The sequence below is a fragment of the Nocardia sp. CA-145437 genome, from assembly GCF_050956485.1.
In the GTDB taxonomy this organism is placed as follows: domain Bacteria; phylum Actinomycetota; class Actinomycetes; order Mycobacteriales; family Mycobacteriaceae; genus Nocardia.
The window spans coordinates 4,192,290-4,218,497 of sequence record NZ_CP191204.1 but is presented as its reverse complement, the minus strand read 5'-3'; the positions used below and the strand labels follow the sequence as shown (position 1 = coordinate 4,218,497).

Annotated in this window: 28 protein-coding genes; 8 read left to right on the top strand and 20 right to left on the bottom strand. The window is 66.6% G+C overall.

All coding sequences use genetic code 11. The annotated features are described in order from the left end of the window. Window positions 1–120 precede the first annotated feature (120 nt). Window positions 121–1,011, bottom strand: a complete 891-nt coding sequence (locus tag ACQPYY_RS19640; RefSeq protein ID WP_433590477.1) for an alpha/beta fold hydrolase — start codon at window positions 1,009–1,011, stop codon at window positions 121–123. Between the two features lie 36 nt (window positions 1,012–1,047). After that, a complete protein-coding gene (locus ACQPYY_RS19635) occupies window positions 1,048–1,608 on the bottom strand; it encodes a TetR/AcrR family transcriptional regulator (RefSeq protein WP_433590476.1) in 561 nt (186 codons plus the stop codon). A gap of 404 nt (window positions 1,609–2,012) precedes the next feature. Here ACQPYY_RS19635 and ACQPYY_RS19630 point away from each other — a divergent pair, with 404 nt between their 5' ends. Further along, window positions 2,013–2,522, top strand: coding sequence for a hypothetical protein (locus ACQPYY_RS19630; RefSeq protein WP_433590475.1), 510 nt, complete (start codon window positions 2,013–2,015; stop codon window positions 2,520–2,522). 131 nt (window positions 2,523–2,653) lie between these two features. On the opposite strand, the gene ACQPYY_RS19625 is transcribed toward ACQPYY_RS19630, so the two are convergent. The 3 genes from ACQPYY_RS19625 to ACQPYY_RS19615 form a co-directional block, all read right to left on the bottom strand. After that, window positions 2,654–3,043: a hypothetical protein gene (locus ACQPYY_RS19625; protein ID WP_433590474.1), complete on the bottom strand. Its 390-nt coding sequence runs from the start codon at window positions 3,041–3,043 to the stop codon at window positions 2,654–2,656. Then, the gene (locus ACQPYY_RS19620; protein WP_433590473.1) at window positions 3,040–3,408 is read right to left on the bottom strand and encodes a hypothetical protein; all 369 of its coding nucleotides are present in this window, start codon (window positions 3,406–3,408) and stop codon (window positions 3,040–3,042) included. The genes ACQPYY_RS19625 and ACQPYY_RS19620 overlap by 4 nt, the downstream gene beginning before the upstream one ends. A 331-nt stretch (window positions 3,409–3,739) precedes the next feature. After that, window positions 3,740–4,132 (bottom strand): DUF7691 family protein, encoded by a 393-nt coding sequence (locus tag ACQPYY_RS19615; protein ID WP_433594685.1) that lies wholly within the window; start codon window positions 4,130–4,132, stop codon window positions 3,740–3,742. A 557-nt stretch (window positions 4,133–4,689) separates the two neighbouring features. Between ACQPYY_RS19615 and ACQPYY_RS19610 the strand changes: the two genes are divergently transcribed. Continuing rightward, a complete protein-coding gene (locus ACQPYY_RS19610; protein ID WP_433590472.1) occupies window positions 4,690–5,850 on the top strand; it encodes an IS110 family transposase in 1,161 nt (386 codons plus the stop codon). A gap of 40 nt (window positions 5,851–5,890) precedes the next feature. On the opposite strand, the gene ACQPYY_RS19605 is transcribed toward ACQPYY_RS19610, so the two are convergent. Next, window positions 5,891–6,409 carry a ferredoxin gene (locus tag ACQPYY_RS19605; RefSeq protein WP_433590471.1) on the bottom strand — a complete coding sequence of 173 codons (519 nt, stop codon included), beginning with the start codon at window positions 6,407–6,409 and terminating at the stop codon, window positions 5,891–5,893. Window positions 6,410–6,545: 136 nt separating this feature from the next. Beyond that, window positions 6,546–7,187 carry a hypothetical protein gene (locus ACQPYY_RS19600; RefSeq protein ID WP_433590470.1) on the bottom strand — a complete coding sequence of 214 codons (642 nt, stop codon included), beginning with the start codon at window positions 7,185–7,187 and terminating at the stop codon, window positions 6,546–6,548. Window positions 7,188–7,984: 797 nt separating this feature from the next. Between ACQPYY_RS19600 and ACQPYY_RS19595 the strand changes: the two genes are divergently transcribed. Together ACQPYY_RS19595 and ACQPYY_RS19590 are read left to right on the top strand one after the other, a co-directional pair. Then, on the top strand, window positions 7,985–8,221 hold the full coding sequence (locus ACQPYY_RS19595) for a hypothetical protein (protein WP_433590469.1): 237 nt from the start codon (window positions 7,985–7,987) through the stop codon (window positions 8,219–8,221). Between the two features lie 1,013 nt (window positions 8,222–9,234). Then, on the top strand, window positions 9,235–9,684 hold the full coding sequence (locus ACQPYY_RS19590) for a hypothetical protein (RefSeq protein WP_433590468.1): 450 nt from the start codon (window positions 9,235–9,237) through the stop codon (window positions 9,682–9,684). Window positions 9,685–9,770: 86 nt separating this feature from the next. On the opposite strand, the gene ACQPYY_RS19585 is transcribed toward ACQPYY_RS19590, so the two are convergent. Together ACQPYY_RS19585 and ACQPYY_RS19580 are read right to left on the bottom strand one after the other, a co-directional pair. Beyond that, the gene (locus tag ACQPYY_RS19585) at window positions 9,771–10,505 is read right to left on the bottom strand and encodes a hypothetical protein (RefSeq protein ID WP_433590467.1); all 735 of its coding nucleotides are present in this window, start codon (window positions 10,503–10,505) and stop codon (window positions 9,771–9,773) included. A gap of 190 nt (window positions 10,506–10,695) precedes the next feature. Further along, window positions 10,696–11,682 carry a helix-turn-helix transcriptional regulator gene (locus tag ACQPYY_RS19580; protein ID WP_433590466.1) on the bottom strand — a complete coding sequence of 329 codons (987 nt, stop codon included), beginning with the start codon at window positions 11,680–11,682 and terminating at the stop codon, window positions 10,696–10,698. 103 nt (window positions 11,683–11,785) lie between these two features. On the opposite strand from ACQPYY_RS19580, the gene ACQPYY_RS19575 reads away from it, so the two are divergent. After that, window positions 11,786–12,184, top strand: a complete 399-nt coding sequence (locus tag ACQPYY_RS19575; RefSeq protein WP_433590465.1) for a VOC family protein — start codon at window positions 11,786–11,788, stop codon at window positions 12,182–12,184. Between the two features lie 388 nt (window positions 12,185–12,572). Here the strand turns inward: ACQPYY_RS19575 and ACQPYY_RS19570 are convergent, their stop codons facing one another. Together ACQPYY_RS19570 and ACQPYY_RS19565 are read right to left on the bottom strand one after the other, a co-directional pair. Then, window positions 12,573–13,394: a putative protein N(5)-glutamine methyltransferase gene (locus ACQPYY_RS19570; protein WP_433590464.1), complete on the bottom strand. Its 822-nt coding sequence runs from the start codon at window positions 13,392–13,394 to the stop codon at window positions 12,573–12,575. Between the two features lie 57 nt (window positions 13,395–13,451). Continuing rightward, window positions 13,452–14,312 (bottom strand): YdcF family protein, encoded by an 861-nt coding sequence (locus tag ACQPYY_RS19565; protein ID WP_433590463.1) that lies wholly within the window; start codon window positions 14,310–14,312, stop codon window positions 13,452–13,454. 309 nt (window positions 14,313–14,621) lie between these two features. Here ACQPYY_RS19565 and ACQPYY_RS19560 point away from each other — a divergent pair, with 309 nt between their 5' ends. Beyond that, on the top strand, window positions 14,622–15,470 hold the full coding sequence (locus ACQPYY_RS19560) for a bifunctional 5,10-methylenetetrahydrofolate dehydrogenase/5,10-methenyltetrahydrofolate cyclohydrolase (RefSeq protein ID WP_433590462.1): 849 nt from the start codon (window positions 14,622–14,624) through the stop codon (window positions 15,468–15,470). Window positions 15,471–15,578: 108 nt separating this feature from the next. Here ACQPYY_RS19560 and ACQPYY_RS19555 read toward each other — a convergent pair whose 3' ends face one another. Together ACQPYY_RS19555 and ACQPYY_RS19550 are read right to left on the bottom strand one after the other, a co-directional pair. After that, window positions 15,579–16,325 carry a L,D-transpeptidase gene (locus ACQPYY_RS19555; RefSeq protein ID WP_379107717.1) on the bottom strand — a complete coding sequence of 249 codons (747 nt, stop codon included), beginning with the start codon at window positions 16,323–16,325 and terminating at the stop codon, window positions 15,579–15,581. Window positions 16,326–16,552: 227 nt separating this feature from the next. Then, entirely contained in the window at window positions 16,553–17,191 is a 639-nt protein-coding gene (locus ACQPYY_RS19550) for a cyclodeaminase/cyclohydrolase family protein (protein WP_433590461.1), read from the bottom strand. A gap of 169 nt (window positions 17,192–17,360) precedes the next feature. Here ACQPYY_RS19550 and ACQPYY_RS19545 point away from each other — a divergent pair, with 169 nt between their 5' ends. Then, the gene (locus ACQPYY_RS19545; RefSeq protein ID WP_433590460.1) at window positions 17,361–18,398 is read left to right on the top strand and encodes an LLM class F420-dependent oxidoreductase; all 1,038 of its coding nucleotides are present in this window, start codon (window positions 17,361–17,363) and stop codon (window positions 18,396–18,398) included. Between the two features lie 109 nt (window positions 18,399–18,507). Here ACQPYY_RS19545 and ACQPYY_RS19540 read toward each other — a convergent pair whose 3' ends face one another. The 7 genes from ACQPYY_RS19540 to ACQPYY_RS19510 form a co-directional block, all read right to left on the bottom strand. After that, entirely contained in the window at window positions 18,508–18,837 is a 330-nt protein-coding gene (locus tag ACQPYY_RS19540) for an STAS domain-containing protein (protein ID WP_379107229.1), read from the bottom strand. Between the two features lie 148 nt (window positions 18,838–18,985). Beyond that, window positions 18,986–21,295, bottom strand: coding sequence for a SpoIIE family protein phosphatase (locus tag ACQPYY_RS19535; RefSeq protein ID WP_379107216.1), 2,310 nt, complete (start codon window positions 21,293–21,295; stop codon window positions 18,986–18,988). 7 nt (window positions 21,296–21,302) lie between these two features. Further along, entirely contained in the window at window positions 21,303–21,956 is a 654-nt protein-coding gene (locus tag ACQPYY_RS19530; RefSeq protein WP_379107215.1) for a SpoIIE family protein phosphatase, read from the bottom strand. Next, entirely contained in the window at window positions 21,949–22,374 is a 426-nt protein-coding gene (locus ACQPYY_RS19525; protein WP_379107213.1) for an anti-sigma regulatory factor, read from the bottom strand. Before ACQPYY_RS19525 ends, ACQPYY_RS19530 begins: the two co-directional genes overlap by 8 nt. Further along, window positions 22,352–22,741: an STAS domain-containing protein gene (locus ACQPYY_RS19520; RefSeq protein ID WP_033085409.1), complete on the bottom strand. Its 390-nt coding sequence runs from the start codon at window positions 22,739–22,741 to the stop codon at window positions 22,352–22,354. The genes ACQPYY_RS19525 and ACQPYY_RS19520 overlap by 23 nt, the downstream gene beginning before the upstream one ends. 14 nt (window positions 22,742–22,755) lie before the next feature. Beyond that, window positions 22,756–23,649 (bottom strand): STAS domain-containing protein, encoded by an 894-nt coding sequence (locus tag ACQPYY_RS19515; RefSeq protein WP_357284127.1) that lies wholly within the window; start codon window positions 23,647–23,649, stop codon window positions 22,756–22,758. Window positions 23,650–23,814: 165 nt separating this feature from the next. After that, window positions 23,815–24,315, bottom strand: a complete 501-nt coding sequence (locus ACQPYY_RS19510; RefSeq protein WP_379107212.1) for a MarR family winged helix-turn-helix transcriptional regulator — start codon at window positions 24,313–24,315, stop codon at window positions 23,815–23,817. Window positions 24,316–24,528: 213 nt separating this feature from the next. Between ACQPYY_RS19510 and ACQPYY_RS19505 the strand changes: the two genes are divergently transcribed. Then, window positions 24,529–26,205 carry a fumarate hydratase gene (locus tag ACQPYY_RS19505; RefSeq protein WP_379107210.1) on the top strand — a complete coding sequence of 559 codons (1,677 nt, stop codon included), beginning with the start codon at window positions 24,529–24,531 and terminating at the stop codon, window positions 26,203–26,205. Window positions 26,206–26,208 lie beyond the last annotated feature (3 nt).

Below are 26,208 nucleotides of genomic sequence, written 5' to 3'. Positions count from 1 at the left end.
CGCCGACCTCAGATCGGCTCGGCCGGTTGATCTTCCGCACGACCGTGCCGGCCGCTTCGAACCGCGCCGGTCGCGGCATTACAGGACGTCGAGTTGAAAACTTCCTCCGAGCTTGTCGGTTCATGCGGGTGTGCGTTGTACCAGGTCCAGGATGAAGGCGGTTACGTCCGTTGGCTTTTCCTCGGCCATGAAGTGGCCGGCGTCGATCGGCTGGTAGGTGGCGGTCGGAGCCCATTGCCGCCAGAGAGCGGCTGCGTCGAATCCGAGACGTGCCCCCCAGTCCTGGGAGATCACTGCAACAGGCATGGCCAACTGGGCACCTGCCTTGCGGTCGGCTCGGTCCATCTCCAAGTCGATTCCGGCTGTGGCCCGGTAGTCGGCGACGATGGATGGCACAGCGCGCGTGGCGCTGTCGATGTAGTGTCGGCGGACCTCGGGTGGGAAGGTGGTTCCGCTGGGGTCCCAGGCGTCGAGGAACGAGCTGAAGAAGTCTTCGGCGACGGCTTCGATCATCCGCTCGGGCAAGCCCTTTGGTTGTGCCATCAGATATAGGTGCCAAGCGACGGCGGCATCGACACCGTGCAGCACGTCCCAGGTATCCATGGTCGGCAGCACATCCAGAATCCCCAAGTGGGTGATCATGTCCGGGTGGTCGAGCGCTGCTCGGACCCCGACCAGCGCTCCGCGGTCATGGCCGATGAGGCTGAACTGTTCGTAGCCGAGTTCGCGCACGACACTGACGATGTCGAGCGCCATGGTCCGCTTCGAATAGGTGTCCGGCGTCGCCTCTTCGGGTTTGTCGCTCGCACCGTAGCCACGCAGATCAGGCACGATCACCCGGTGGCGGTCTGCCAGTTCACGGGCAACATGCCGCCACATGAGGTGAGTCTGCGGAAAGCCGTGCAACAGGACGATGGGGTGGCCGTCACCACCGACGGCGACATTCAGATGGACGCTGTCCGCCCCCAGGACATGGCGGTATTCGAAGTCGTTGATTGTCGTGCCCGACATGGGCGCGCACCTTTCGTCGATCGGTTGGACGTGTCGTCAGGAGAAAATGGCGGGTAGCGGAGGTTCTGCACTCGCGCTTGCTCGCAGAGCCGGGACAAGAATCGCGTCGACCAGATGTGCCAGATACTCGGCTCCGGCGGGAAGCCCGTTCAGCCTGCGTAGAAGCAGCACTGCCCCAGTGATTTCCTCGAAAGGGAATGGTTGAGCACCGGCTGGTAGCTCGCCCCGGGTGATGGCAGCCGATATCACCGAGGCTGGCAACTTGGCGCCGGTCGGGCCGCTCGCTTCTTCGATGTGGCGACACAGGTCGGGATCCTCCAGACCCGCATGCAGCAGCATCAAGCTCATCGTCGGGTCGGCAGCATTCATCGTGGTGGCGAGCCGTTCACACAAGGTAATCAGGTCTCCGCGCAAGGAACCGGTATCGACCGGGTCCGCGGAAGTGCCGGCCGCGGGACCGGCCTTGACCGCGGCAACCACCATGTCCCGCTTGGTCTCCCAGCGCCGGTACAGCGTCGCCTTCGACGCCCGAGCACGACGCGCGACCGCCTCGAACGTCAACGCGTCATAACCGACCTCACCCACCAGCTCCAGCACACACGCGAGGATCTCAACCTCACGCGCCGCATCACGGGGCCTTCCTGTACGCACTTCAGGTACCGGATCCGTGGTGTGACTATTACGAAACGACACGTTCTGTACCGTATGTGGAATTCGGCTGGTTGTCCACCGATCGGTCCGGTCATCCCGACAGCCGAATGGCGCTGAACAGCTGGCATTTCGACATCCGTACATCGGCCTGATGGTGGGTCCACTTGCAGGCGCCGTGGCTGCTCCCAACCGCCCGGGTCCGCGGCAGATGAGTGCGTTCGGGGAGCCAACGGTGCTCACACTGGACAGCGATGGCTAGTTGTGATGTCCAGGGAGGTTGGTCCGGACTTTGTCCAGTGAGTCGACCCGACAGGTGAAGGTGGCTCCAGCAACCCGACCATAATCGAGTCATGAGTGTCCCCGCGCCTGCATCCCCCTCATTCGAGCATGTTGACTTCGAGGCACTCGATTCGTTCCGTTTCCCGGACGGCAGTGGGTACCCCCAGAGCTACCGCGAGTTTGTTCGCTCCTGCGGCTGGGCCCGCACGTTCGGCCTGTGGCTCATCTACCCGCCCGTCCAACCCGGTTTCGCGGACGGGCGGGCCCGTGCAGCGAACCTCACCGAGCACTTCCACACGGTCTTCCGCGACGGCGAAGAGGAGGAATTCGACTGGATGATCGAGCCCGACGGTAGCTGGGACCTCGCCGAACGACTCGAAGTCTTCGGCTGGAGCGAAAACGGCGACCTTCTCCTCTGGGACGTCGCAAGCCGCAATGCCGACGAGGAGTTTCCGGTGTGGGAATCGCGCGGCATGAACACCCTCCACCTGCTCGGCTCGAGCCTTGACGAGGCGCTTCTCGAGCTGCGCGAGCGCTCCGAGGCCCAGGTCATTGAGCCGCTGAGACCTGCCCGTCTCTGACCCACAGCCCATCCGGATCCGCTCGAGCAACGACTCGACTGCGTGGCCGGTAGCCACCGACACACTCGACTCGGTGTGGTCTCAGGCGGTCATCGCAACAATTGTTCGAGTGACATCAAGTCCGGCTGCGCTCAAGGTCGATCGTAGGCTGCGTCGATGCCATGGGTGGCGATCTCGATGGTCACGTCGAGTCCGATCTCGTAGAGAATCAGTGCGATCACGATCGCCCATAAGAAGTTTCGACCGCGCATAACCGCGCGACTGCCCAGGTACATACAGATCAGTCCGGCAATCAGCCAGGACGTCCATAGGCACGCTTGTGCCGGTACCGATTTCGACGCACCTGTGGTGATCCGATGCCAGTCACCGCCACCGAAGATGAGACTCGAGTAGCTGCTCATCACGCTCAGGGATACCACCGCGGTGAACAGCGTTACCAGTAGACCGACCACCACCGAACTGACCGCGAAGGTATTGGCCCGGGCGCGGCGGCGGTCGATGCGCTCTTGTTCGACGGTCATACTCCGCAACCTCGCACGTGGACCAGAATGAGGAGCTTTCCGGCACCGAGCGCGGCGGACAGTGCCGCTCGTGCCTCCGGCTTGCCCACGGTGTACGACCACGGGCTCGGGTTGAAGTACACCGAAGCACCACAGTGATCGGGGCGCGACCCGCTCGCGACCTGGATATCCCCGACCACACCGTCCTGCTTTCCTTTTGCGGATCGCAGCGGGATCGAGGGCACCGATACACCCGCCACTGGATCCGGATATGGCTGTGGCCCAGCGAAATACGCCATTCCCTCGGGCAGATCATCGCCCGGTGCCCAATTGACGAGCGCGACCCGCTCAAACCCGGCGACCGTCACCGCTTCGGCAATTCGCACCGACTCGACCTGACGCTCCTGCCATTGGTGGAGGCGATGTACTCCAAACCATGGAAGCCCCACGAGCGCCGCCGCCACAATCACAAACCGGCCCTGTCTTACCATTCGGCCGGGACCCCACCGGACATCAGTAGCGGTATCTGTCATCGATCCCCCTCCCGATCGCCGACACTACCGTGCCCGGACGGATAGCTGTAACGATCGGAATGGATGCCCTGTGTTGCCGCCGGGCGCGGATCGCGGCATGAGCGTGCGTTCGCCGACGGGGATCGGCGCAGCTACTCGCCCCAGATGGCGACGATGTCTCGGCCCGCCGCCGTGGCCCTCCCAGTTAGCCCGATGTACTGCTCGACATCTTTGAACAGCTCGGGGTTGATGGTGCCGACGACGGCGGGATCACAGATATCCCACCGCCCGCCAAGACATCCCAGTCTTCGTTGCTCCAGTACCCACCGCCCGCCAAGACATCCCAGTCGTCGATCTCGGGCAGGCCGAGCACCGCTGGGTAGCGGCGCTCGATGTCGTACATCTCGATATCTAGACCCAACTCGTCAAAGGCGTGATTGACCGCGGACGTCCAACCGAAGTTGGAGGTCGGATCAGCGAAGCACTCACCGCCGAGGTGAACGCAGAGGTTCTCCACAGCTTCCAGATAGTCGATCGAATGTTCCTCGCCAAAAGGCCCGCCATCAATGACAGCCCGCAACGCCTGGGTGAGGGTGATGGAGAGCCTTCCCTGTCCTCATCGAGGTTGAACCGACGGCGGTTCGTGGGAGCGGCGACGATCGCGTTGAAGAGCGCGGTGTTCGTGGACCCGATCGTCGCCGTCAATACGTCGTGATCGACAGGGTACATCCGCATGCTGTAATCCACGGCGTCACGATAACGAGACCAGACGACACGGGCACCTTGGCTATTTCGCGCTGTCGGTTGACTGCCCGACCTCGCCATGGGGTCGCTCATCGGCATGAGCGGACTTTCTGCATCGCAACAGGTTCCGGCCGGCGGCGCCCCGCGCCGGCTGGTTCGGTCAGTGCGGCATACGGCTAGTTAGACACTTGCTGTCAGGATCAGGTCCCGGCCAGGATTTGATCCAGGTGCCCGGTGGGATGCTCCCTATATTCGGCTGCCCACCATCGGTATTGGTGTGGCTCTCTTCTGGCTTGCCTCCCACCGGTCACCGTGCAGGGAGTGGCTGAAGAGGGGCCTGCCCCGATGCTCAAACTAGCGGTGCCCTCCCGCACGGACACCACTCGGTTCGTTGACGCGGGAGGCACGGCGATGACTGTCATCATCGGAATGGACCCACACAAACGCTCGGCCACCATCGAAGCACTCGACCCGACCGGCAAGGTCCTGGCCACCGGCAGATACACCACTGACAACACCGGCTATCCGGAAATGCTTACTGCTGGACGGCGATTCCCGGACCGGATCTGGGCGGTGGAAGGCTGCAACGGCATCGGTCGCCACCTCGCGCACCGCCTGGTCCACGACGGGGAAACCGTGATCGACGTGCCCGCGAAACTCTCCGCTCAGGTCCGTGTCTTCGCCACCGGCAACGGCCGCAAAACCGACCCGGTCGACGCCCACTCCGTCGCCCTGGCCGCCTTGCATGCACCGAATCTGCGCCGGGTCGAGGCCGATCCGGAGTTGGTCGCGTTGGGCATGCTCGCCGACCGCCGCGACGAGCTCGGGCGTTCCCGCACCGAAACCGTCTGCCGCCTGCACCGGTTGCTGCTGGAGCTGATTCCTGGTGGCGCCAAGACATTCCTGTCGGCCCGTCAGGCCCGTGAGCTGATCGCTCAGATCACGCCGTCGGACGCGGCCGCGCGGGTCCGGCTGCGGTTGGTCGTGGAATTGATCGAGGACCTGGAAACCATCGACCACAAAACCAAAGCCGCGGACAAGGAATTGCGGCAGTTGGTCACCGACCGCGGCTCCACGCTGATGGACCTGCTCGGGATCGGACCTTCCTCGGCAGCACGACTTTTGGCTGATACCGGCGATATTCGGCGGTTCCGCGACCGCGACCGGTTCGCGTCCTGGAACGGCACCGCACCCTTGGACGCGTCCTCGGGTGATCAACAGCGGCACCGGCTTTCCCGCGCCGGCAACCGCAAGATCAATAGGGTCTTGCACATCATGGCCATCGTTCAACTACGCAACCGCACGCCGGGCCGGCTCTACTACGACGGACGCAGAGCGGGCGGAAAGACCTCGATGGAAGCGGTCCGCGCGCTCAAACGACGGCTCTCGAACGTGATCTACGCCAGAATGATCGCTGATCAGCGGTGTCGTGAATGGGCAGGCCCGGGAGGGCAATCGGGAACGACTCCTGACTCCAGCGCGACCGGCTCCAACCCGCACACCGATCCTTCGGACAAGCCACATCCCGGACCCAACCAACAGGCTAACCCCACACCCACACCGGCGTCTTGACATAGAGGGGTGCCAGAAGCGGATGTCTGGAGGGGCCTTGCTACAGGTGCGGCAGCGGGTCGTCAGCGGCCGGGTATCGACCGTTCTCCAACCTGAACACATACCCCCGCAGATCGGTTTCGAGGTCGGTGGCCAGATAGGTGAGGAAGGTCCGAACACCCTCTGCCGCTTCGCGTTCCTGGGCGTGAGCGTCCTGCTTCGTGTACTCGGCAAGCAACTCCCTAAGGTGCTCGGCGACCTTGGCACGACCACTCCACCACGCACGAACGGCCGCAGGAGTCCACCGCGAATCCCCATCACAGGCATAACCATCGAATGGGTCGGCGGCCGCTGCCTCCAGCAGGCATTCGACTTCGGCCGGCGACTTCGGCTGGCGATAGATGAACTCGTTGTAATACTCACCGCCATAGAGCACGTTGCACGGCGCGTGAAGCCTTCCGGTCCAACAGGTATCGGTCTGCCCCGTGTAGAAGGGACCTGGCACGTTCATCCAATGCCGGTCCTCCCATTTGTCACCGTGGTAGACGGAGTTGTGGGGATCGAGCGGAACCGCAGTCATCGGGTCCCAGCGTCGCGGTAGGTCGCTCACAACATGAGCATCGTCTGTCGGCGCGCCATTCGGGATGTCGGTGCGTTTGCCGGTTGTGCACATACTCCGATCCGGCCTTCTGTCATGCAAGGACCCCGCGGCCCGTTCAGCGCTCGACGAGGACCGCCGCGTCCACATAGCGTGGATCGCGGGCGATCGCAGCGAACCTGGACTCGCCCTCGGTGCCAACCGATTCCTCCACCTCGGCCAGCTGGACGAGCAAATCGAAGTAGCTCGCCTCCGCCGTCCGTAGCTGCGCGACCGTCTCCGTGAGATCGATATCGGCTGCGAAGCGCGCCCCGTCGACGCCCACCGACACAGTCGCCAGCCAGGCGTCGGAATCGGCCGCGAACATCGCCCCGCTGGTCTCGGCCCAGAACAACACCACGCTCGGCGTCACCGCCGAGCTCAACCGCCCTGCCGCGGCGAGCATCAGCAGCGCGGTATAGATGTTCGACTCACAGAACCCGAAGTGCATCAGATACGCCTCGAGCGCTGCCTCCCGATACCTCAGTACATAAGTCAGTCCACCGGTGTCCTCGTCGAAACAGTCGGCGAAATACTCCCGAGGCGTGACCCCCTGCTCGGCCTGCCGCCAATCCGGCGTCTTCCCTTCCCAGAACCACCCGTCATACATCGCACCGTGATTCTCCATGGCCTCCGGCCCCGGCGCCGGCGTCTCCAACCACTGCTCGAATTCGGGCCGCCCCATAGGAATTCGAGCGGCAACAACGAACGTGTCCGACACAACCGGCTCCTCATCGATCTCGATGGCACCCGCCATCCCAGGCCCAGGGGCCATCCTAAGATCACAGCGTCTCGGCGCCCGATCATCGATCGGTCATCGGCATGGTGATGCGTTCGGCCGGCCGCGGCCTGGCCGGTCCGAGCAGCGGGACATGCGGCAATAGCGTGCATTCCCCCCAGCCCGATCGGTTCGAACAGCCTGTTTCCGTGAGCGGGTATGTTCGATTCCGATCGCGCCGATGGGGAGGGCAAGATGGTCGGCGAGCCTGTGACGACACTGCATGACTTCCAATTGTCGATGCTTCACCCGATGTGCGAGAGCGCCCCGACGCAGGCCGCGGGACTGCTTGATCGAATCGGTGCGACCAGCGCCGACACTGCGGTCGCGCAGGCGCGGTGGTGGTTTGGTGACGCCACGAACAATTTCACGACGATCGCTGAGTATGTAACTGCTTGGGGCGCACCGGATTCGGACGGCATCGAACGTTACGGCGAGCGGGAGATTCGCTCGGCGCGGTGGGATTTGCCGTTCTGGCCTGGCATGCAGTTCGAGTTCAGGGCGACGGGGCCTCGTCATCTCTTCCATCGACTGCTCCGTAGGCCGGGAGTGCCTGTGCCGCGGTTGGATTCGATTGAGGATTTGATCCCTTGGTCGTGCACGAAGGAGGAGTTTCTGGGCTCCGGCCTGGGTCCGTTCGATGAAGACATCGACCTTGGCTCGATCGGGAACCGAATCGACTTCGAGGCGGTCGACCCGGAGTCCGGGCGCAGACGTCCCTACCGTGCCCGCTTCGACTGGTGTCTGCTGCAATCGGTCGAGCCGGTGGTCGGGCTGTTCTCAGAATCCATGCCGAGATCGAGGGAAACTTCGACGACGCGATGGCTGAGTTCCAGGACCGCTACGCGCGCCTGGCACGCGAGCGTCCGAACGATTTCATCGTTGACGAGCGCCGTACCGACTACCAGCGTCTGGCCGACACCGCGGACCGCCTCCTGTCGCCCGGCCGTCCGCTCTACGGCCGCTCATCGGCATGAGCGTGCGTTCTGTACCGCACCAGGTTCCCGCCGGCAGTGCCCCGCACTGGCCGGTTCGCGGTATATGGCAAAACAGTGTGTTCGCTGAGTGTGCAGGTCAGCGCGCTTCGGGCATGCTCGGCCCCCCAGGTCGGGCCGAGCGCTCGCATGGACGGACCGGCGGGTCCGTGGTCTGGCGCGCGAATTTCGGCTGACCCGTCACGCTGCGGCGGATGGTGGTGCTGTTATCGGGTCAGGCCAACGATGGCGGGTCACTACTGCACTCGTTCAATGGCCGCTGAAGGATCGAAGCCCCCAGCCCCAGGAAGGGCCGGGGACATCATAGTTTCCTGTCAGCCCCTTCCCACAGAGATGGAAGACCGTGATCTCAGATGCACCAGACCACACTGCCCAGGGGGAAGCAGAGGGCAATTGATCCATCGACAGGAGTCACCGCGATCGATGTCGAACTCGCGGGTGCCGTCGCGATGGGGCTGGCGGAAGCCGCCGGGGCTGCGATAACGCCCAGTGGCAAGGCAATTGCGGTTGCGGCCACGAGTTTGATCATTGTGCTGGACATGTCTGTTCCTCGATATCGACTGACTGGTTTGATGCGCGTCCAGTGCAGCCGGGCAACCTCAGGTGATTGCCCTCGCGCTGCTCGCTGGTGATCGAGTGGCGGGCTTCGCCGCCCTCGGATGCGGCCCATGACGCGCTTTGTTCGTTCTCGACCCCGACCAGTTGTCATCGTCCTGCATCGCGGGCGATGGCCACACAACAGATTGCCGAACCAGACGTTGTATTTGATGGCCCGGCGCCAGGCACTGGCACGACCGTCGACCTGGCGGCTCCGGTCCGTAGTTCTTGGACCGAAGCGACGTCCTTTCCCTGGCGTTCGGAAAAGGCCGATAGCTAAGGGTAGCCGTAATCGGCCCGAGTCTGGTAGGGGCCAAGGTCTTCATTCGTGGGACAGGGCATATGATCTGGGCAATGCACTTGCCGCGATGTTGCTGGGTGGCTGAGGAGACGGAAGCATGCCCGCATTGGTTGACCTTGCCGTGGGGATCGCGCCCATCGCTGGTGGATTGGCTCTCGGCGCGGCCGCGGGATATCTGAAGGGCCCGGATGTCCGCAAAACGATCAAGCAGGATATGGAACTGCTGGACCGTATGCCTCCAGAGGAGGTGGAGCGGCGTGCCGCACTGCAGCGGAGCATCGATGGTCGCATCGACGACTTGGTCGCGACCGTCAATCGATACCGGCCACTGCGCAGGGCGGCCGCCTCCTATCGCGGCGGCTTGCGCGACATCCTGCTATTCATCTGCGCGATTCTGTTCACGGTGGTCTGGTGGAGCGTCGATCATCATAAGAGCAGCTGGCTACCGATGTTCGTTGTCCTCGTTGTGATTTCAGTGTGGGCTGCCAGCTACGCGTTCAGCGGTCTGCTCAGATCCCTGCTCACCTACCGGCGAATAAAGGACTGATCGACAGCGTCCGTACCGCCGCGCGTGCTGCCCTGATCGGGTCGCGCCCAGCTGCGATCACAGGATGTCCTGTGCCTGAGAGGGCCTTATTCGATCCCGAGAAGTCGTAGTCGCTCGTCGGGTGCGAGCAGTTCGCCGCCGGGAGGGTCGATCGGGTTCGGGCGGATTCCGAACAGGTAGTCACGGAAGGCGAGCAGGTACTCGTCGAGTTCGCGCTGGTCGGTGAACCTGGTTTCGGTCGGATCGAACCATTCGTCCGGTGTCGGCCGCCACCAGATCATGAAGTCGAGGGCTTCGCGCACCAGGTCCCCGTAGGTCGGATCCGTGGCGCAGGCGTGGCGCAGCGCCGAGGCGGAATTCCGCATTCCACGGCCGCTCTCGGCGCGGCGGTGCATGTCCATCAGCGGCCACCGCAGGCCGTCGATATGCGGGATTTCGTCCCACCATGTGGTTTTCGTGGGCGGATTCGCGTTGGCCCGCAGTCGGCGGTGTGATGCGGCGACCGGCGTCGGGTAGTCGCGGGGTGCTCCCCGTCGGTCGATGTCGTGGGTCGGCCCGATTCCGAGGTTCACGGGTGGATGCCAGACGCCGCGCCACACTGAAACGCCGAGGTAATGGCGATTCACCGGTAGTGGCTCGGCCAGCGAGACGTCGACGGTAATTCGGTGCACGGGTGGTAACAGACCATCGGGGAACAGATCGGCGACCATCGACAAGCAATCCCGCACGTCGAAGCCGGTCACACCGACACCCCGCCAGAACCGGGCGTCGCCGCACTCGTGCGGGTCGAATTCGATCCAGAACCGCCGCGCTGTGGTCATCCGCGATTTCCTCCCACCGGCACTGTGTCGAACGTCGACCCGATGATCCCAGAGCTGATCAGCGTCCACCACTCGATAATCGGCATGAGCGTGCACTACCGGCGGTCGTACGGCGCTCTGCCCGTTGATCTTCCGATGCTTGGCGCTGGCCGGTGCGGTATGCGGCACTACCGAGCGTCCGGGCTGCTGCCTATGGGTATCGGCCGTCGGCGGCCGCGGTGAGTCGGCTGGCCAGGGCGCGTACGGCGTCGTTGAGTGCGGCGGGGTGCTCGATGATGAACGGGCGGTTCAGGCCGGCGAGCAGGGCGGGAATCCAGTCGAGTTGTTCGGCGCGGATTCGGATCCGGACCCACGGGTCGGTGTCAGCGGGCTGCGAGTCGATCTCATGCACGGTCGCGATCGTCGCAGGGAGCAGCGGGCGGACCTGGGGGAGTGTGCCCTGGACTCGGACCGATACCTCGTGCCGATAGGGCGCGTTGGCCAATGCGGACAGCAGATGAGCGGCCGGCTCGAATTCGGTGGGCGGAGTGAACGTTCCGGGCTGTGTGCTCACCGCGGTGATGCGGTCCAGCCGGAACTGGCGTAGTTCGTCGCTGTCGCTGTCCAGCCCGGTCAGATACCACCGGCCGGAGTGGTCGACGAGCCCGTAGGGGTGCACGGTCCGTTGGCTGGACCGCCCGTGTCGGTCGGTGTACCCGATTGCGACCGGTCGGTGCTCGCGGGTGGCCTCGGCGAGCCGGAGCAGGGCGGCGGTCTCGACAGCCACTTCCGGGCGCGCGTCGGCGGTGAATTCGACGGTGTTGATCAGTGCGTCCAGCCGGGCTGTCAGACGTGGGGGTAGGACGCGGCGGAGTTTGGCCGTCGCGCTGTCGGCTGCGCGGGCGGCCGCTGTCGGCCGGTCGGCGCCGCGGCTGGTGAGGAGCCCGAGTAACACGGCGACCGCCTCGTCGTCGGTCAGCATCAGCGGTGGCATTCGGTATCCGGGAGCGAGCCGGTATCCGCCGTAGCGGCCCCGCACCGATCGGACCGGGATATCCAGGTCGGTGAGATGTGTGACGTATCGCCTGACGGTGCGTTCATCGACGCCGAGCCGTCCGGCGAGTTCGCCGACGGTATGAGTACCGCCGGTCTGCAACAGCTCGAGCAGGGCCAGCACTCGGGCGGTGGGGCGCGTCATCGGGAAATTCTCGCATCCATACCGGGCGGAAACTGTCCGGTATCGAGTCTACCGTGGCGTGCGGCGGTGAAACCTCCGCCTCATCCGACAGCAGGAGCACACAATGAAGCTCGTCTCGATCCGTCTGATCACTGACGACATCCAGCGGCTGGTCAGTTTCTATCACCACGTGACCGGCGTCGAAGCGAACTGGGCTACACCGGATTTCGCCGAAATCGTCACACCGGCCGGCACCCTCGCGATCGGAAGCACCCGCACCGTGGCGTTGTTCGCCGCGGGCAGCGCGCACCCAGCCGACAATCATACGGCGATCATCGAATTCCTGGTCCCCGACGTCGATGCCGATAATCGGCGGTTGCGAGAAACGGTCGAGGATTTCGTCAACGAGCCCACGACGATGCCGTGGGGGAACCGGTCGTTGCTGTTTCGCGATCCCGACGGCAACCTGATCAACCTCTTCACCCCGGTCACCGCGCAAGCCGCCGCGAAGTTCGCCGGTTGATATCCGCTCATCGGCATGTGCGGGCATTCTTGTGCCGCACCGTCACCCGCTTCGGTCCGCGGCCACGGTCGAGGAGGTGTATCGACATAGGGCGCCGGGCAGGCGGGTGTGCAGTGTGCACCAGTGGCAACCCCGGTCTGGAGCATCGTGATGTGGTGGCTTCGTGATGCTCGCGGGCACAGTGAGAATGCGCGAAAGCCTCCGCGGATCGATTCGCGGATAAGCGGGGCGGTTCTACCCGAATGTCCTTGCTGCGCAGTCATTCACAGAAGCACTAGCCTAACGACCACCCTGGCCGAGGTGATTGCGGGTGCGCGTGTGGCGGGCGAGGTAGATAACGCCGAACCCGAGGACGCGAATGGTGAGCAGGGACTTGCGTTCCGCTCGGTCATCTGACGTCGGGTGCGAAATTCGCTGGTCGCGTGCCGATTACCACGGTCGCGCCCATGTCCTCGCAGTCGACGATGCGGGCCGCGAGGTGGTGGGCGCGCATGATCTCGGCGGCGACCGGCGCCTGCTCCTCGCTTTCCTCGACGAGCAGATGCCCGCCGGGTGCGAGCCAGTCGGCCGCGACGGCGGCGATGCGGCGTAGTACGTCCAGGCCGTCCGCGCCTCCGTCGAGGGCGCGGCGGGGCTCGTGATCGCGGGCCTCCGGGGGCATGTCGCGGATGTGGTCGGAGGGGACGTAGGGGGTGTTGGCCAGTAGGACGTCCACGCGGCCACGAAGATTGGCGGGCACCGCGTCGAACAGGTCGCCTTCGACGACGTGGGCGGCCACCGGGGCGAGGTTCTCGCGTGCGCAGACGATGGCGGCGGGCTCGATGTCGGTGGCCGTCAGCTCGACCCGGATCCCGTGCTGTGCCAGCTCTTTCGTGAATGCCAAACCCAAAGCGCCACAGCCGCAGCACATATCGAGCGCCACCACGAACCGGCCGAGGGCGCGGGTGAGGGCGACGGCCTGTTCGACCAGGAAGCCGGTGCGTTGGCGGGGGACGAAGACGCCCGGGGCGACGGTTACGCGGAGGCCGCGGAATTCGGCCCAGCCGAGTAGATGTTCGAGGGGGAATCCGGTGATGCGTTGGGTGACAAGCACTTCCAGGTGGTCGGCGTCGGTGGCCGCTTCGAGCAGGAGCGCGGCCTCGTCCTCGGCGAAGACGCAACCGGCCGCGCGCAGGCGTGCGACCAGGGTGTCGGTGTCGGGAGCTGTCACCGCGTCATTGTGCACGTCCGGACCCGAGCGGTGAGCGAGCGGGTCCGGACGCGAAGGTCAGCGTTCGGTCGGGATGCGCAGGGTGCGGGTGGTGTCGAGGTAGATGCCGCGCTGGCCGCTGCGGGCGGGCGGGGGCAGCTGGGAGACGAGCTGCTCGAGGGAGGTGGTGGCTCCGACCACCGGCATGCCCGCGACGATGAAGTCGGCCACCGCGCGGCGGATGTGGTTGGGGGAGGTGACCACGATGGCGCTGGTCGCGCCCGCGTCGCGCAGCATCTGCACGCCGAACAGGGCGTTCTGGACGGTGGAGCCGGCGCGATGGTCGGTGAGGATGCGGTTGGCGGGGATGCCGTGGCCGATCAGCCAGCCCTCCATGGCCGCCGCCTCGGTGACGCCGTTCTGTGGGTTGCCGCCGGTCAGCAGAATGGGGGAGAAGGGGGAGGCGATGGCCTGCAGCCATGCGGCCTGCAAGCGGTTCACCAGTTCGGGGCGCATGGTCCCGTCGGGGAGCAGGCCGTAGCCGAGCACCGCGATGCCGGTCTGCGGGCCCGCGATGGCCGGGATCGGGTTGGGCAGGGTGCCGACGGCGGCGCCGATGGCGCGGAACAGGTTCCGGGTGCCGTCGGCGAGGCGCCCGTCGACGCCGTTGAGGCGGTTCATCGCCAGCTCACGGGTGATGATGTCCCCGGCGTAGTCCGACCAGATCGCCTGCAAGGCCAGCGCCTGCGCGTCATCCGGTGACTCACTGAGCAATTGGCGCAGGTCGGCCAGGCCGGCCGCCTCGTTGCCGCTGGTGAAGTTGTCCTGCGCGGAGTTGAACAGCGCCGCGGGATCCGCGTGCGCGGTGCCGGTGCCGAGGATGGCGATGGTCGCGGCCGCCGCCGCGAGCAGGGTGGGAAAACGCCTGGCGATCTGCACTGCTGTCGACCTTTCGGAGGGTGTCACGCATGCGTCTGCGAGCGGAGCTATTCAATTAGCTGGTTGATGGCCCAGTGCCGGATGGAGACACGATACGACTGTCCACGGCTGTTGTCGGGTATTTGCCCAACTGGTTTCGCAAGTTTGGTCCGGCGTGGCGCCGGGAACGCGCCCGGCGCGTGGCGAGTAATTCGGACACGCGGGACAAAACAAGCCGGACGGCGTGTGGCAAACAATCAGGAACACGGGTATGAGCGATACGGACTCACGCGGACGGGACAGCCCCCGCGCCGGATAAGCTGTGCACCCGTGGATACGACTTCGCTCATCGGCAAGGAACTCGCCGCCGCCATCAACGCCGACACCAAGCAGCGCGCCGCCGCCCTCGCCGAGCAGGGCGCCGCACCGCGCCTGGCGCTCGTGATCCCGAACGACGACCCGGCCAGCGCCTGGTACGTGAAGTCGCTCAATCGCGCCGCCGAGCGCAATGGAATCACCTGCGAGAACATCGATCTCGGTGTCGACGCCACCGCCGAGGAGATTCGCGCCAAGCTCACCGAGCTCTCCCGGGACGCTTCGGTCGACGCGATCATGCTGCAGACCCCGCTGCCCAAGGGCGTCGGCCTCGACGACGTCAGCTCCGCCATCGCCGCGGGCAAGGACGTCGACGGCGTGAGCCCGCTGTCGCTGGGCCTGCTCGCCGCGGGACTGCCGGGGTTCCCGCCCGCTACCTCCGAGGCGGTCGTGGAACTGGCCAAGTTCCACCGGGTGCCGCTGGAGGGCCGTCACGTCGCGGTCGTCGGCCGCTCCAACGTGGTCGGCAAGCCGCTGTTGCAGCTGCTGCTGGCCGAGAACGCGACCGTCACCATCGCGCACTCCCGCACCACCGACCTGCCCGCGGTCACCTCGGCCGCGGATGTCGTGATCGCCGCGGTCGGCCGCGCGGGCCTCATCACCGCCGACCATGTTCGTGAGGGTGCGGTCGTCATCGACGTCGGCACCAACGAGGACGACAACGGCAATATCACCGGCGACGTGAACGCCGACTCGGTCACCGGCAAGGCCGCGGCCCTGAGCCCGGTCCCCGGCGGCGTCGGCCCGGTCACCACCGCGCTGCTCATGCGCCACGTGGTCCAGGCCGCCGAATCCGGCCGCTGATCCCAGGCAGAAGCTGATCCCCAGACAGAAGATCAGGGAGCGCTCAGTGCGGGAATCCGTCCGATTCCGCGCCGAGCGCTCCCTGAACTCGTATCTAGAGGTGCTGCCTCACCAGTGGGTGGTGACGGGGTCGCCGACGGAGACGTTGTCGTAGTACCACTCGGCGTCCGCGGGTGCGAGGTTGATGCAGCCGTGGCTGACGTTCGAGTTGCCCTGCGAGTCCACCGACCAGGGAGCGGAGTGGACGTACACGCCGCCGGAGGTCAGCCGTTCGGCGAACTCACCGGTGATCAGGTAGCCCTCGGGATCGTTGAGCGGGATGCCGATGGTCCGCGAGTCGAAGGTGACCGAACGCTCGCGCGACATCACCGGGAAGGTGCCGACCGGGGTCTCACGGCCCGGCTTGCCCATGGACGCGGGCATCGTGCGGGCGACGCCGTTCACCCAGACCGTGAAGGTGTGGTTCGACATGTCCGCGTCGGCCGTGGTGCCGCCATTGGTCTGGAACTTGACGTGGTCACGTCCCGCCGAGACCGTGATCGGCGAGGACACGGGTAGATAGCGCGTGGGGGTCCACACCAGTTGCCGGTCGTCGAGCCAGGAGAACTGTCCCGCGAGGGAGTTCTCGGCCTTCACGTCGACCGAGCGTTCGGCCTTGGCGCGATCGGTGACGGCTTCCGCGAACTGCACGGTCACCGGAGCTGCGATGCCGACCACCTGGCCGGGGCCCGGCGAGATCGCCTGGACCGCTGGGAGATTGGATGCCGGGAGTGCCGCGCCGGCGGCTCCGGAACCGAACGCGGCCGCCGCGGCGACAAGGCTTGCGACGAACAGAGAGCGAATCGCTTTCCGCATTCTTCCGTCCCTTCGAGAGGGTGTGGGGCTGGTTCCTCAGCGTATGACTTGATCTTGACTACCATCCGGAAATGTTTCCGGTTCGTGACAATTGTACCGGCGTGGGTATTTTGTCTTTTTCGCCCCTCGGGGTAGTGGCGCTGACCGGCGACAATGCAGGTAGCGATACAAAACGGTGCCCCGCTCCGGATCCGGAACGGGGCACCGCGGCGAGCGGATCTGCGCGCTCAGCGTGTGATGGCCGCCACAACGTCGTTATGCAGCGCATCGGCGCGCGCGATGACCTCCTCGATCTGCTTCAACACCGGCGCGAACTCCGCGCCCGCGCCCGCGTCGAGTGACGTCACATTGATCGCGATGTTGAGCTGCGAGCTGCCGGCCGCCGAGCGCGCGCAGTCGGCCGCCGCGCCGATGTCGGTCACCACGTTCGGGTTGCCGATGGGCAGCAGTTCGGTTGCGAGGGAGACGATCTCGTCGGCCTCGGCGACCACGGCGGCGGGCACCCGGGCGGCCTGCAGCAACGCGGCGGTGATCGCCTCACCGCGGGCGGCCTGCTCGGCCTCGGACTCCTTGGGCAGCTTGTAGGCGGCGCCGACCGCGGTGAAGGCGGCGGCGTCGGCGTCGGCCAGCGCCAGCGAGCGCTCCCGGGCGATGTCGGCCGCGGCGATGATCCGGTCGATGACCGGGCGATTGTCGGCGTCCTTGGCGCGGGTGGTGTAGCGCGCCACCATGGCCACCAGGGCCGCGCCCTGCGCCGCGTGCAGCGCCGCGACCGCGCCGCCGCCGGGCGCGGGCACCTTGGCGGCCAGCTGGTCCAGGTACCCCCGCAGTGTCGAGTCACCGAACGTGGTGGTGTCCTGAGTCATGCGGGGTGGCCTCCCTTGGCAGTCCTGCTGGCAATACCCGGAATTCGGGTGATTTCGCCGCCCACGCTACCGGTCGGCGGACAGCTTTCGGCAACCCGCCCGCTGTCGGATTGCCAATAGTGCGACCCGCCCACTGTCGGTATGCAAATAGTTGGGTATTGTCCGGGTCATGCGTATCGGACTGTCGATCAATTACACCGACGGCTTCAAGGAGATCGCCGCCGAGGTCGCCGACCTCGAACGGGCCGGCCTGGACATCGTGTTCGTGCCCGAGGCGTATTCGTTCGACGCGGTGAGCGCGCTGGGCTACCTGGCCGCGAAGACCGAGCGGGTGCAGCTGGCCTCCGGCATCCTGCAGCTCTACACCCGCACCCCCACGCTGACCGCCATGACCGCGGCCGGCCTGGACTACGTCTCCGACGGCCGCTACATCCTCGGCCTGGGCGCCTCGGGCCCGCAGGTGATCGAGGGCTTCCACGGCCTGCCCTACGACGCGCCGATCGGCCGCACCCGCGAGGTGCTCGAGATCTGCCGCAAGGTGTGGAAGCGCGAGCGCCTGGAATACAACGGCAAGTACTACAACATCCCGCTGCCCGAGGGCGAGGGCACCGGCCTGGGCAAGCCGCTCAAGCTGATCAATCACCCTGTGCGCGACAACATTCCGGTGCTGCTGGCCGCGCTCGGCCCGAAGAACGTCGAGCTGGCCGCGGAGCTGGCCGAGGGCTGGCAGCCGATCTTCTTCCTGCCGGAGAAGGCCGACGCGGTCTGGGGCGACTCGGTGAAAGCCGGTCTGGCCAAGCGTGATCCGGCCCTGGGCGACCTCGACATCTACGCCGGTCCGGCCCTGGCCATCGGCGACAATGTGGACGGCTGGCGCGACGGCATCAAGCCGCACCTGGCCCTCTACATCGGCGGCATGGGCGCCAAGGGCAAGAACTTCTACCACGCGCTGGCCACCAAGTACGGCTACGGCGCCGAGGCCGACCGCATCCAGGAGCTGTACCTGGCGGGCCGCAAGGACGAGGCCGCCAAGGTGGTTCCGGACGATCTGGTCCGCGACATCAACCTGATCGGCTCGGCCGGGTTCGTGAAGGAGCGGGTCGCGGCGTTCCGCGAGGCCGGTGTCACCGTCCTCAATGTGGTGCCGATGGCGGGCACCCCCGCCGAGCGCGTGAAGCTCATCGAGCAGCTGCGCGAGCTCCTCTGACCGCTGGGCGTAAAGACGAAGCCGAGTCCGGGTGATCCGGGCTCGGCTTCGTCGTTTCGGGGATTCGCTGGAGAGGTGCGCCCGCGCCACACGCGCCGGGCGCACCGGCTCAGCGCAGCGAACCCAGCGCGTCGTCGAGGGTGGAGTGCAGCGCGAACACCTGGTCCAGGTTGGTCATCTTCAGCTGCCGGCCGGTGGCGGGCCCGTCGGCCACCACGACCAGGCGCGTGCCGCCCGCCCGCTTGTGCACGCTGACCAGGGCCGCCATCCCCGCCGAGGCGAGGAAGCTGACGGCGGTCAGGTCGATCACGAGGGCGGCGGGCTCGGCGGCCAGGGCGGCGTCGAGCGCGCTCTCCAGTGCGGAGGCGGTCGCCAGGTCGACTTCGCCGGTCACGGTGAGGACGGTGGCCTCGTCGGTGCGGGTGACCGAGGTGGTCATCGTTTCGGCGAAGGGGTGGCCGTCTGCGGAATTAGTGGTCACGTTGTACAAATCTGCCATGATCCGTCCGTTCGTGCTGCATCGTTTGCCACATCGGCACTGGCTCGCAGGTGGGCCGCCTGCCGAAGGCGTGACGGCAGGCCCTGATTCACATTCTCCCGGCCGCGGAGAAGGACGCGGCCACGAGTCTCACCGACATCCGGACCAGCGTGCCCGGCCCGGAATGGTCGATGTCGAGCTGATCGGTGAGCGCCCGCATCATGGCGATCCCGCGCCCGCGGTTGCCCGGATCCGCGGGCAGCGGCCGCCACACGCCGGTGTCGGACACCTCGATGGTGAGGGTGTCCACGCCGCAGTCGGCGCTCAGCCGTACCCGGCCGGGCTCGCCGCCCAGGTACGCGTGCTCGATGCTGTTGCTGCACGCCTCGTTCGCCGCGGACACCAGATCCACGGCCAGATCGTGCGGGACGGCCGCGGCGGTCAGCCAGGAGCGCAGCGCGCGCCGCAGCTGCGACAGCTCCCGGGCGTCGGCGGGCACGTCCAGGCGCAGCGGCTTGGGCGGCTGCCGGTACACCACCATGGCGACGTCGTCGTCGTAGCCGCCCGTGGGGCGCAGCCGCGACAGCACCGAATCGGCCACCTCGCGCGGCAATTGCACTGCCACGCGTGACAATTCGTCGGCCAGTTCCACGAAGCGGTCGTCGATGTCGACGCCGCGCTGCTCCACCAGGCCGTCGGTGAACAGCACCAGTGTCGCGCCGGGCGCCATGGCGGTGGTGGCTTCGGGGCGGCGCGGAATGTCGAAGGTGGCCAACGGGAACGCCCGCCCGCCCTCCAGCAGCCGGCCCTGTTTGCCGGGCTCGGCCAGCACCGGGGGCATGTGCCCGGCATTGGAGTAGCGCACCAGCCCGCGCACCGGATCCAGGATGGCCGCGCACACCGTCGTGCACATGGCCCCGGGAATCCGGGCGGCCACGGTGTCGAGCTCGGCCAGCAGCTGCGCCGGGCCCGCGCCGCGCAGGAGCAGGGCTCGTGCGGCCGTGCGCAATTGGCCCATCACCACCGCCGCCGACAGGCCACGCCCGACGCAGTCGCCGACCACCACGCCGATCGCGCCGTCCTCCAGGCGCACCACGTCGTACCAGTCGCCGCCGATCTCGAGCGGCGGCAGCGCGGGCTCGTAGTGCACCGAGAACCGCGGCGGCAGTTCGATCGGGCCGAGCATGGCGCGTTGCAGGGTCAGCGAGGTGGAACGGGCCTGGTCGAAGTTGCGGGCCCGCTGCACCGCCAGGCTCAGATGCCCGATCAGCAGCGAGAACAGCGCCCAGTCGCCGGGCGTGATCACCCGCGGCGCGGAGAAGCGCAGCCACAGCGCCGAATCCCCGCTCTCGCCCAGCGGCGCGACGATGCCCTCGGAACTGGACACGCCCTCCGGGATCGCGAACATGCTGCGGCCGGGCTGCAATCGGGCGCGGTCGAGCAGGGCGCGGGCGCGGGCATCGAGCACGCGGCGCGACTCGGCGCCGCCGATCGGGTCCGCGTCGCCGTTGCCGGGCCGCCGGATGGGCTGGGTGATGTGCGGGGCCAGACCCGCGGCGGTGTACTGATTGTCCTCGGACACATACAGTTCCGGGCCGGCGTGGTGATTGGGCCACACCGAGACCACCGCGGCCTCCGCGCCGACCGCGCGGCGCAGCTCCTCCAGTCCGACGGTGAGGACCTCGACCACGCTGGTGGCCGCGCCGACCGCCGTGGCCAGCCGTGACACCGCCTGATCGCGGGCCTGGGCATCGTGCTCGGCGGTGACGTCACGCAGTGTGCCGACGAAAACCCGTTCGCCGTTCTCGGGTTTCACCAGCGAGGACGTCGACACCGCCAGCCACAGCTGCCGTCCGTCCCGGTGCCGGATGGGCATCACGAACCGGGCGGCCTCGGTGCCCAGGTCCGGGTAGCGCGGTGACTCGGGGACGGTCCAGGGATGGGGGAGCGGATAGGGGATGCCGTCGGGGCCGTAGCCGGTGAGCGCGCCGAACGCCGAATTGACCTCGATCAGCGTGCCTTCGGCGTCGACGACGAAGAACCCGTCCTGCAGCGACTCCACCAGCGCGGTCCGGAAGGCGTCGCGGCCCGCGAGATCGTCGGCCCGCGAACGCTGTTGCTCGTAGCGGCGGGTGCCGTCGAGGAAGCCGCGGGTGGCCACGTCCAGGGCCGCCATGGTCTGGAGCAGGAACTCCAGAGCGGCCTCACCGCGATCGGTGCCGTCCGGCGCCGGACCCAGCCCCTCCTGTTCGAGCAGCCGGTAGTGGTGCTCGGTGAGATCGAGGATGCTCACCCCCTCCACCAGTGCGCGGCGGCCGAGTTCGTAGCCCTCGGCCAGGGTGTTCTGATCGGGGGCGCGCAGGTGCAGTCGCAGCGCGGCGGCGTACGCCTCGCGGAAAGCGGCCAGTACCGCGCTCACTACGGCCTCATGGCTTCACACTCGGAATGGGTTGGGAGGGATGGGATTGCCCGCGGTGGCGGGCCGCCAGCACCAGCGCGTCGTCGGTGTCCTTGGCGTGGCGGGCCAGGATCTCGGCGGTGATCTCCGAGGTCGGTTTGGACAGGTCGACGGCGTCGGCGAAGCTCGAGGTGATGCCGTCGGTCGACATCAGCAGCAGATCGCCCGGCCGCACCGGCACCGTCTGCGGTTGCAGGTTCGGCGGCAGCAGATAGCCGACGATGCCGCCCGAGAGCAGGACCGTCGCCCGGATGGCGGGCTTGCCGGGTGCCGCCGCCACGATGCGGGATTCGACATTGCCGACCCCGAGCCAGTGCACCCGGTCGCGAGAATCGAACAGCGCCAGCGAGACCGCCGCGCCGCGGGTGTCGCTCATGGCCCGGTGACACAGCAGCATCAGCACGTCCAGGGGCTCGGCCCGGTTCTCGGCCAGCACCTGCGCGGCGCGATCGGAGGCGTCCGCCGCGGCCGCGCCATGACCCAGACCGTCCAGCACGGCGAAAAGCACGGAACCGCCGCCGGCGTCGAGCACCACCGAGCGGTCGCCCGAAACCCGTTGCCCGGGTAGGGCGCGTCCGGCGACGGCCCATTCGACCGCGCCGATGTTGCCGTCCTCACGCACCGCTGGGGACCCACTTCCACATTTCGACGAGGGTGCCCTGGCCGGGCTCGGAATTGATGACCATGCCGTCCATCAGCCGCCGCGAGCCCGGAAGCCCCAGGCCCAGACCGCGTCCCGTGGAGTACCCGTCCTCCATGGCCCGTGGGATGTCTGGAATGCCCGGCCCGTTGTCCTTGGCCTGCACCACCATCGAGCGCCGGCCGTCACGATCCTGCACGCCCAGCCGGATCTCGCCGGTGCCCGCGTAACTCGTGATATTGCGCGCCACTTCGGAAATGGCCGTAGCGATCATGGTGCGGTCAGAAAGCGAGAAGCCGAGTTTGGCAGCCAACTCCAGCCCCGCTTGCCGCGCGGTCACGATGTCGTTGGACACGGTCACCGCGATCACCACGTCGTCAGCGGCCACGATCACGACCATCTTTTTGGCTGCGACTATGGATCTTCTTGTTCAGCCACGACAAGCCCTCCTCGAGGTCCAGCGCCGTGTGCATACCCTCGAAGGTAAGTCCCAATTGCACCATGGCGAAAGCGACTTCGGGCTGCAGGCCCACGATGACCGTCTCCGCGCCGCGCAGCTTGGTCATGTGGGCGATGGTACGCAGCGATCTGGCGGCAAAGGAGTCCATTACGTCGATTGCGGTGACATCGACGATGATGCCCTGGGCGCGATATCTGCTGACGTAGGTCATCAGATCGTCTTGCAGGCGTTCGGTATCGGCGTCGGTGAGCGCTGACTGCACCGACGCGATGAGATAGGTGCCCTGCTTCAGAATGGGTACCGGCATGAGCCCCGCCCGGGTTATCTTCCGTCGCGATCGGTGACGCGCGACACCTCGTAGCCGAGCAGCCGCTCCGCTTCCTCGATGCCACCCTGGAGGTCACCGACGGCGTTCATCTTCGACAGATCCAGGCCGATGGTGACCAGGGTAAGCGCGATCTCCGACGACAGGCCGGTAATGATGACATTGGCGCCCATCAGGCCCGACGCGTCGACGGTCTGCACCAGGTGGTTGGCCACCGTGGAGTCGATCGCGGGCACACCGGTGATGTCGATGACGACGACCTTGGCGCGGTTGGCGCGAATGGCGCGCAGCAGCTGCTCGGTGAGCTGACGGGCGCGCTGCGAGTCGAGCACACCGATGATGGGGAGGATGAGCAGCTGCTCACGCACCTGGAGCACCGGCGTGGACAGCTCGCGAATCGCTTCCTGCTGCTGGCGGATGACGCGCTCGCGCTCCTGCACGAAGGACACGGCCACGGTGTTGGCGATCCGGTTCGCGGCCGGTTCGTACGCGTCGAGAACCAGTTTGAGCAGCTCGAAGTCGGACTGGTACTTCTCGAAGAGGCTGCGCGCCAGCACGTCTCGCAACAGGAGCACGATGCCGACGACCTCGTCGGTCTCGACGCCTCGGGGGATGATGCGTTCGGACAGGTCGCGCGCGTAGGCCTGCAGCGCTTCGACGCTACCGGTCTCGAGCACCTCGACATAGTTGTCGTAGACCGAGGTCGCTTCCGAGAAGATCTCCTCGGGGGTCATGGCGGTGAGCAGCTGGGCATCGGTGATGCGACGGGCCCACTCCTCGCGCAGTTCGGTGCGGTTCTGCCGCAAGTGCTCGACGAGCTGCGGGAGCAGATTGTCGACGGAATTCGCGGGCAGCGAATCCGCCGAGAGACCGATGGACACGTCGGACATGGAAACTCCTGCCCCTTTCGCTAAGGCCAGGTCGGGTGCTCACTTCCACGACCGTAGCCAGCCGTGTGCTCGGTGCCGACCCACATGGGAAGCCGGTGCCGAGCCTAGTCTTACCCACTACCCGATGGGTGCCAAACCAAACCGAGGTGGGCAGGCGATTTCGTGTCAGGTGTGCTGCTCACGGGTCTCGGCCCGGCCGAGTGAGGGTTCGGCGCCGCGATGATGGGCCAGCAGGGTGTCGTAGATGTCGGCCAGCGCGGCCAGCTGGCCACGATCGAGCACATCCACCATGTGGCGGCGAACACTGTCCACGTGTGCCGGGGCGGCCGAATCGAGCACGTGCACGCCCTTGTCGGTGAGCACCGCCGCGGTGCGGCGCGCGTCGTCGGGAATCGACTCCCGCGCCACCAGCCCGCGCTTCTCCATCCGGGTGATCTGATGCGACAACCGGCTCTGCGACCACTCCAGCACCGCCGCCAGCTCGGCGAAGGACCGCCGATGATCCGGGGCGTCGGCCAGCCGGGCCAGCACGGTGTACTCCACATAGGTCAGATTGGATTCGCGTAGGGAATCGCGCCCTACCGCGGCGGCGATCAGATCGCGGGTGAACACGAATCCGAGCCACGCGCGCATCTCGACATCATCGAGCCAACGGGTCTGCGCCACAGTTCCACTCCCGGGTTCCGCCACCATGCCAAGTCCTCCCCGCCGCCGACAAGCACATCATGGACAGGTAACACCCGCTCGGTTGAAGGTGCAACCTGTGCCTGTGCGGGGCCAACCTGTACCTGTCGGCGGGGCCGGAGCGGGCGCTGGATAGAGTCTCTGTGCTTGAACCGTCGGCTGACCAGCCCCAGCCCTGCTCGAGGAGTCCGATTCGTGACCGCGCCTGATTTCCTGTACTCGGATCTGCTGCCCATCGGTAAGGACGAGACGCCCTACCGGCTGCTCACCACCGAGGGCGTGAGCACGTTCGAGGCGAACGGGCGGACCTTCCTGCAGGTCGAGCCCGAGGTGCTGCGGATGCTGACCGCGGAGGCGATGCACGACATCAGCCACTACCTGCGGCCCGCGCACCTCGCGCAGCTGCGCAAGATCATCGACGATCCGGAGTCCAGTGGCAACGACCGGTTCGTGGCCTTGGATCTGCTGAAGAACGTCAATATCTCCGCGGGCGGGATCCTGCCCATGTGCCAGGACACCGGCACCGCCATCGTGATGGGCAAGAAGTCCGAGGGCGTGCTCACCGGAGTCGATGACGCGGAATGGATTTCGCGCGGCGTGTTCGACGCCTACACCAAGCTGAACCTGCGCTACTCGCAGCTCGCGCCCATCAATATGTGGGACGAGAAGAACACCGGCAACAACCTGCCCGCGCAGATCGAGTTGTACTCCAACCAGGGCGATCCCGCGCAGCCGTCGTACAAGTTCCTGTACATGGCCAAGGGTGGCGGCTCGGCCAACAAGTCGTTCCTGTACCAGGAGACCAAGGCGATCCTGAACCCCGATCGCATGCTGGAGTTCCTGGACGAGAAGATCCGCTCGCTGGGTACCGCGGCCTGCCCGCCGTACCACCTGGCGGTCGTGATCGGCGGCACCTCGGCCGAATTCGCGCTGAAGACGGCCAAGTACGCCTCGGCGCACTACCTCGACAACATGCCGACCGAGGGCTCGATGGCCGCGCACGGCTTCCGCGACCTCGAGCTCGAGGAGCAGGTCTTCAAGCTGACCCAGTCCTTCGGCATCGGCGCGCAGTTCGGCGGCAAGTACTTCTGCCACGACGTGCGTGTCATCCGCCTGCCCCGCCACGGCGCGTCCTGCCCGGTCGCCATCGCGGTGTCCTGCTCGGCGGACCGTCAGGCGCTGGCCAAGATCACCCCCGAGGGCGTGTTCCTGGAGCAGCTGGAACGTGAACCGGCGCAGTACCTTCCGGAGCAGACCGACGCCATCCTCGGCGGCGACGTCGTCAAGATCGACCTGAACCGGCCGATGTCGGAGATCCGCGACGAGCTCTCCAAGTACCCGGTCAAGACCCGCCTGTCGCTGACCGGCCCGCTGGTCGTGGCCCGCGACATCGCGCACGCCAAGATCAAGGAGCGCCTGGACGCGGGCGAGCCCATGCCGCAGTACATGCGCGACATGGCCGTCTACTACGCCGGTCCGGCGAAGACCCCCGACGGCTACGCCTCGGGCTCCTTCGGTCCCACCACCGCGGGCCGCATGGACTCCTACGTCGACCAGTTCCAGGCCGCGGGCGGCTCGCACGTCATGCTGGCCAAGGGCAACCGCTCCGCGCAGGTCACCAAGGCGTGCAAGGAGCACGGCGGCTTCTACCTCGGCTCCATCGGCGGCCCCGCCGCGCGACTCGCGCTGGACTGCATCAAGTCCGTCGAGGTCCTCGAATACCCCGAGCTCGGTATGGAAGCCGTGTGGAAGATCGAGGTCGAGGACTTCCCCGCCTTCATCGTCGTCGACGACAAGGGCAACGACTTCTTCGCCGAGACCTCGAAGCCGATCGCGCTGCGCGTGCGCGAGCGCTCCAAGGAGCGCGTCTAACCG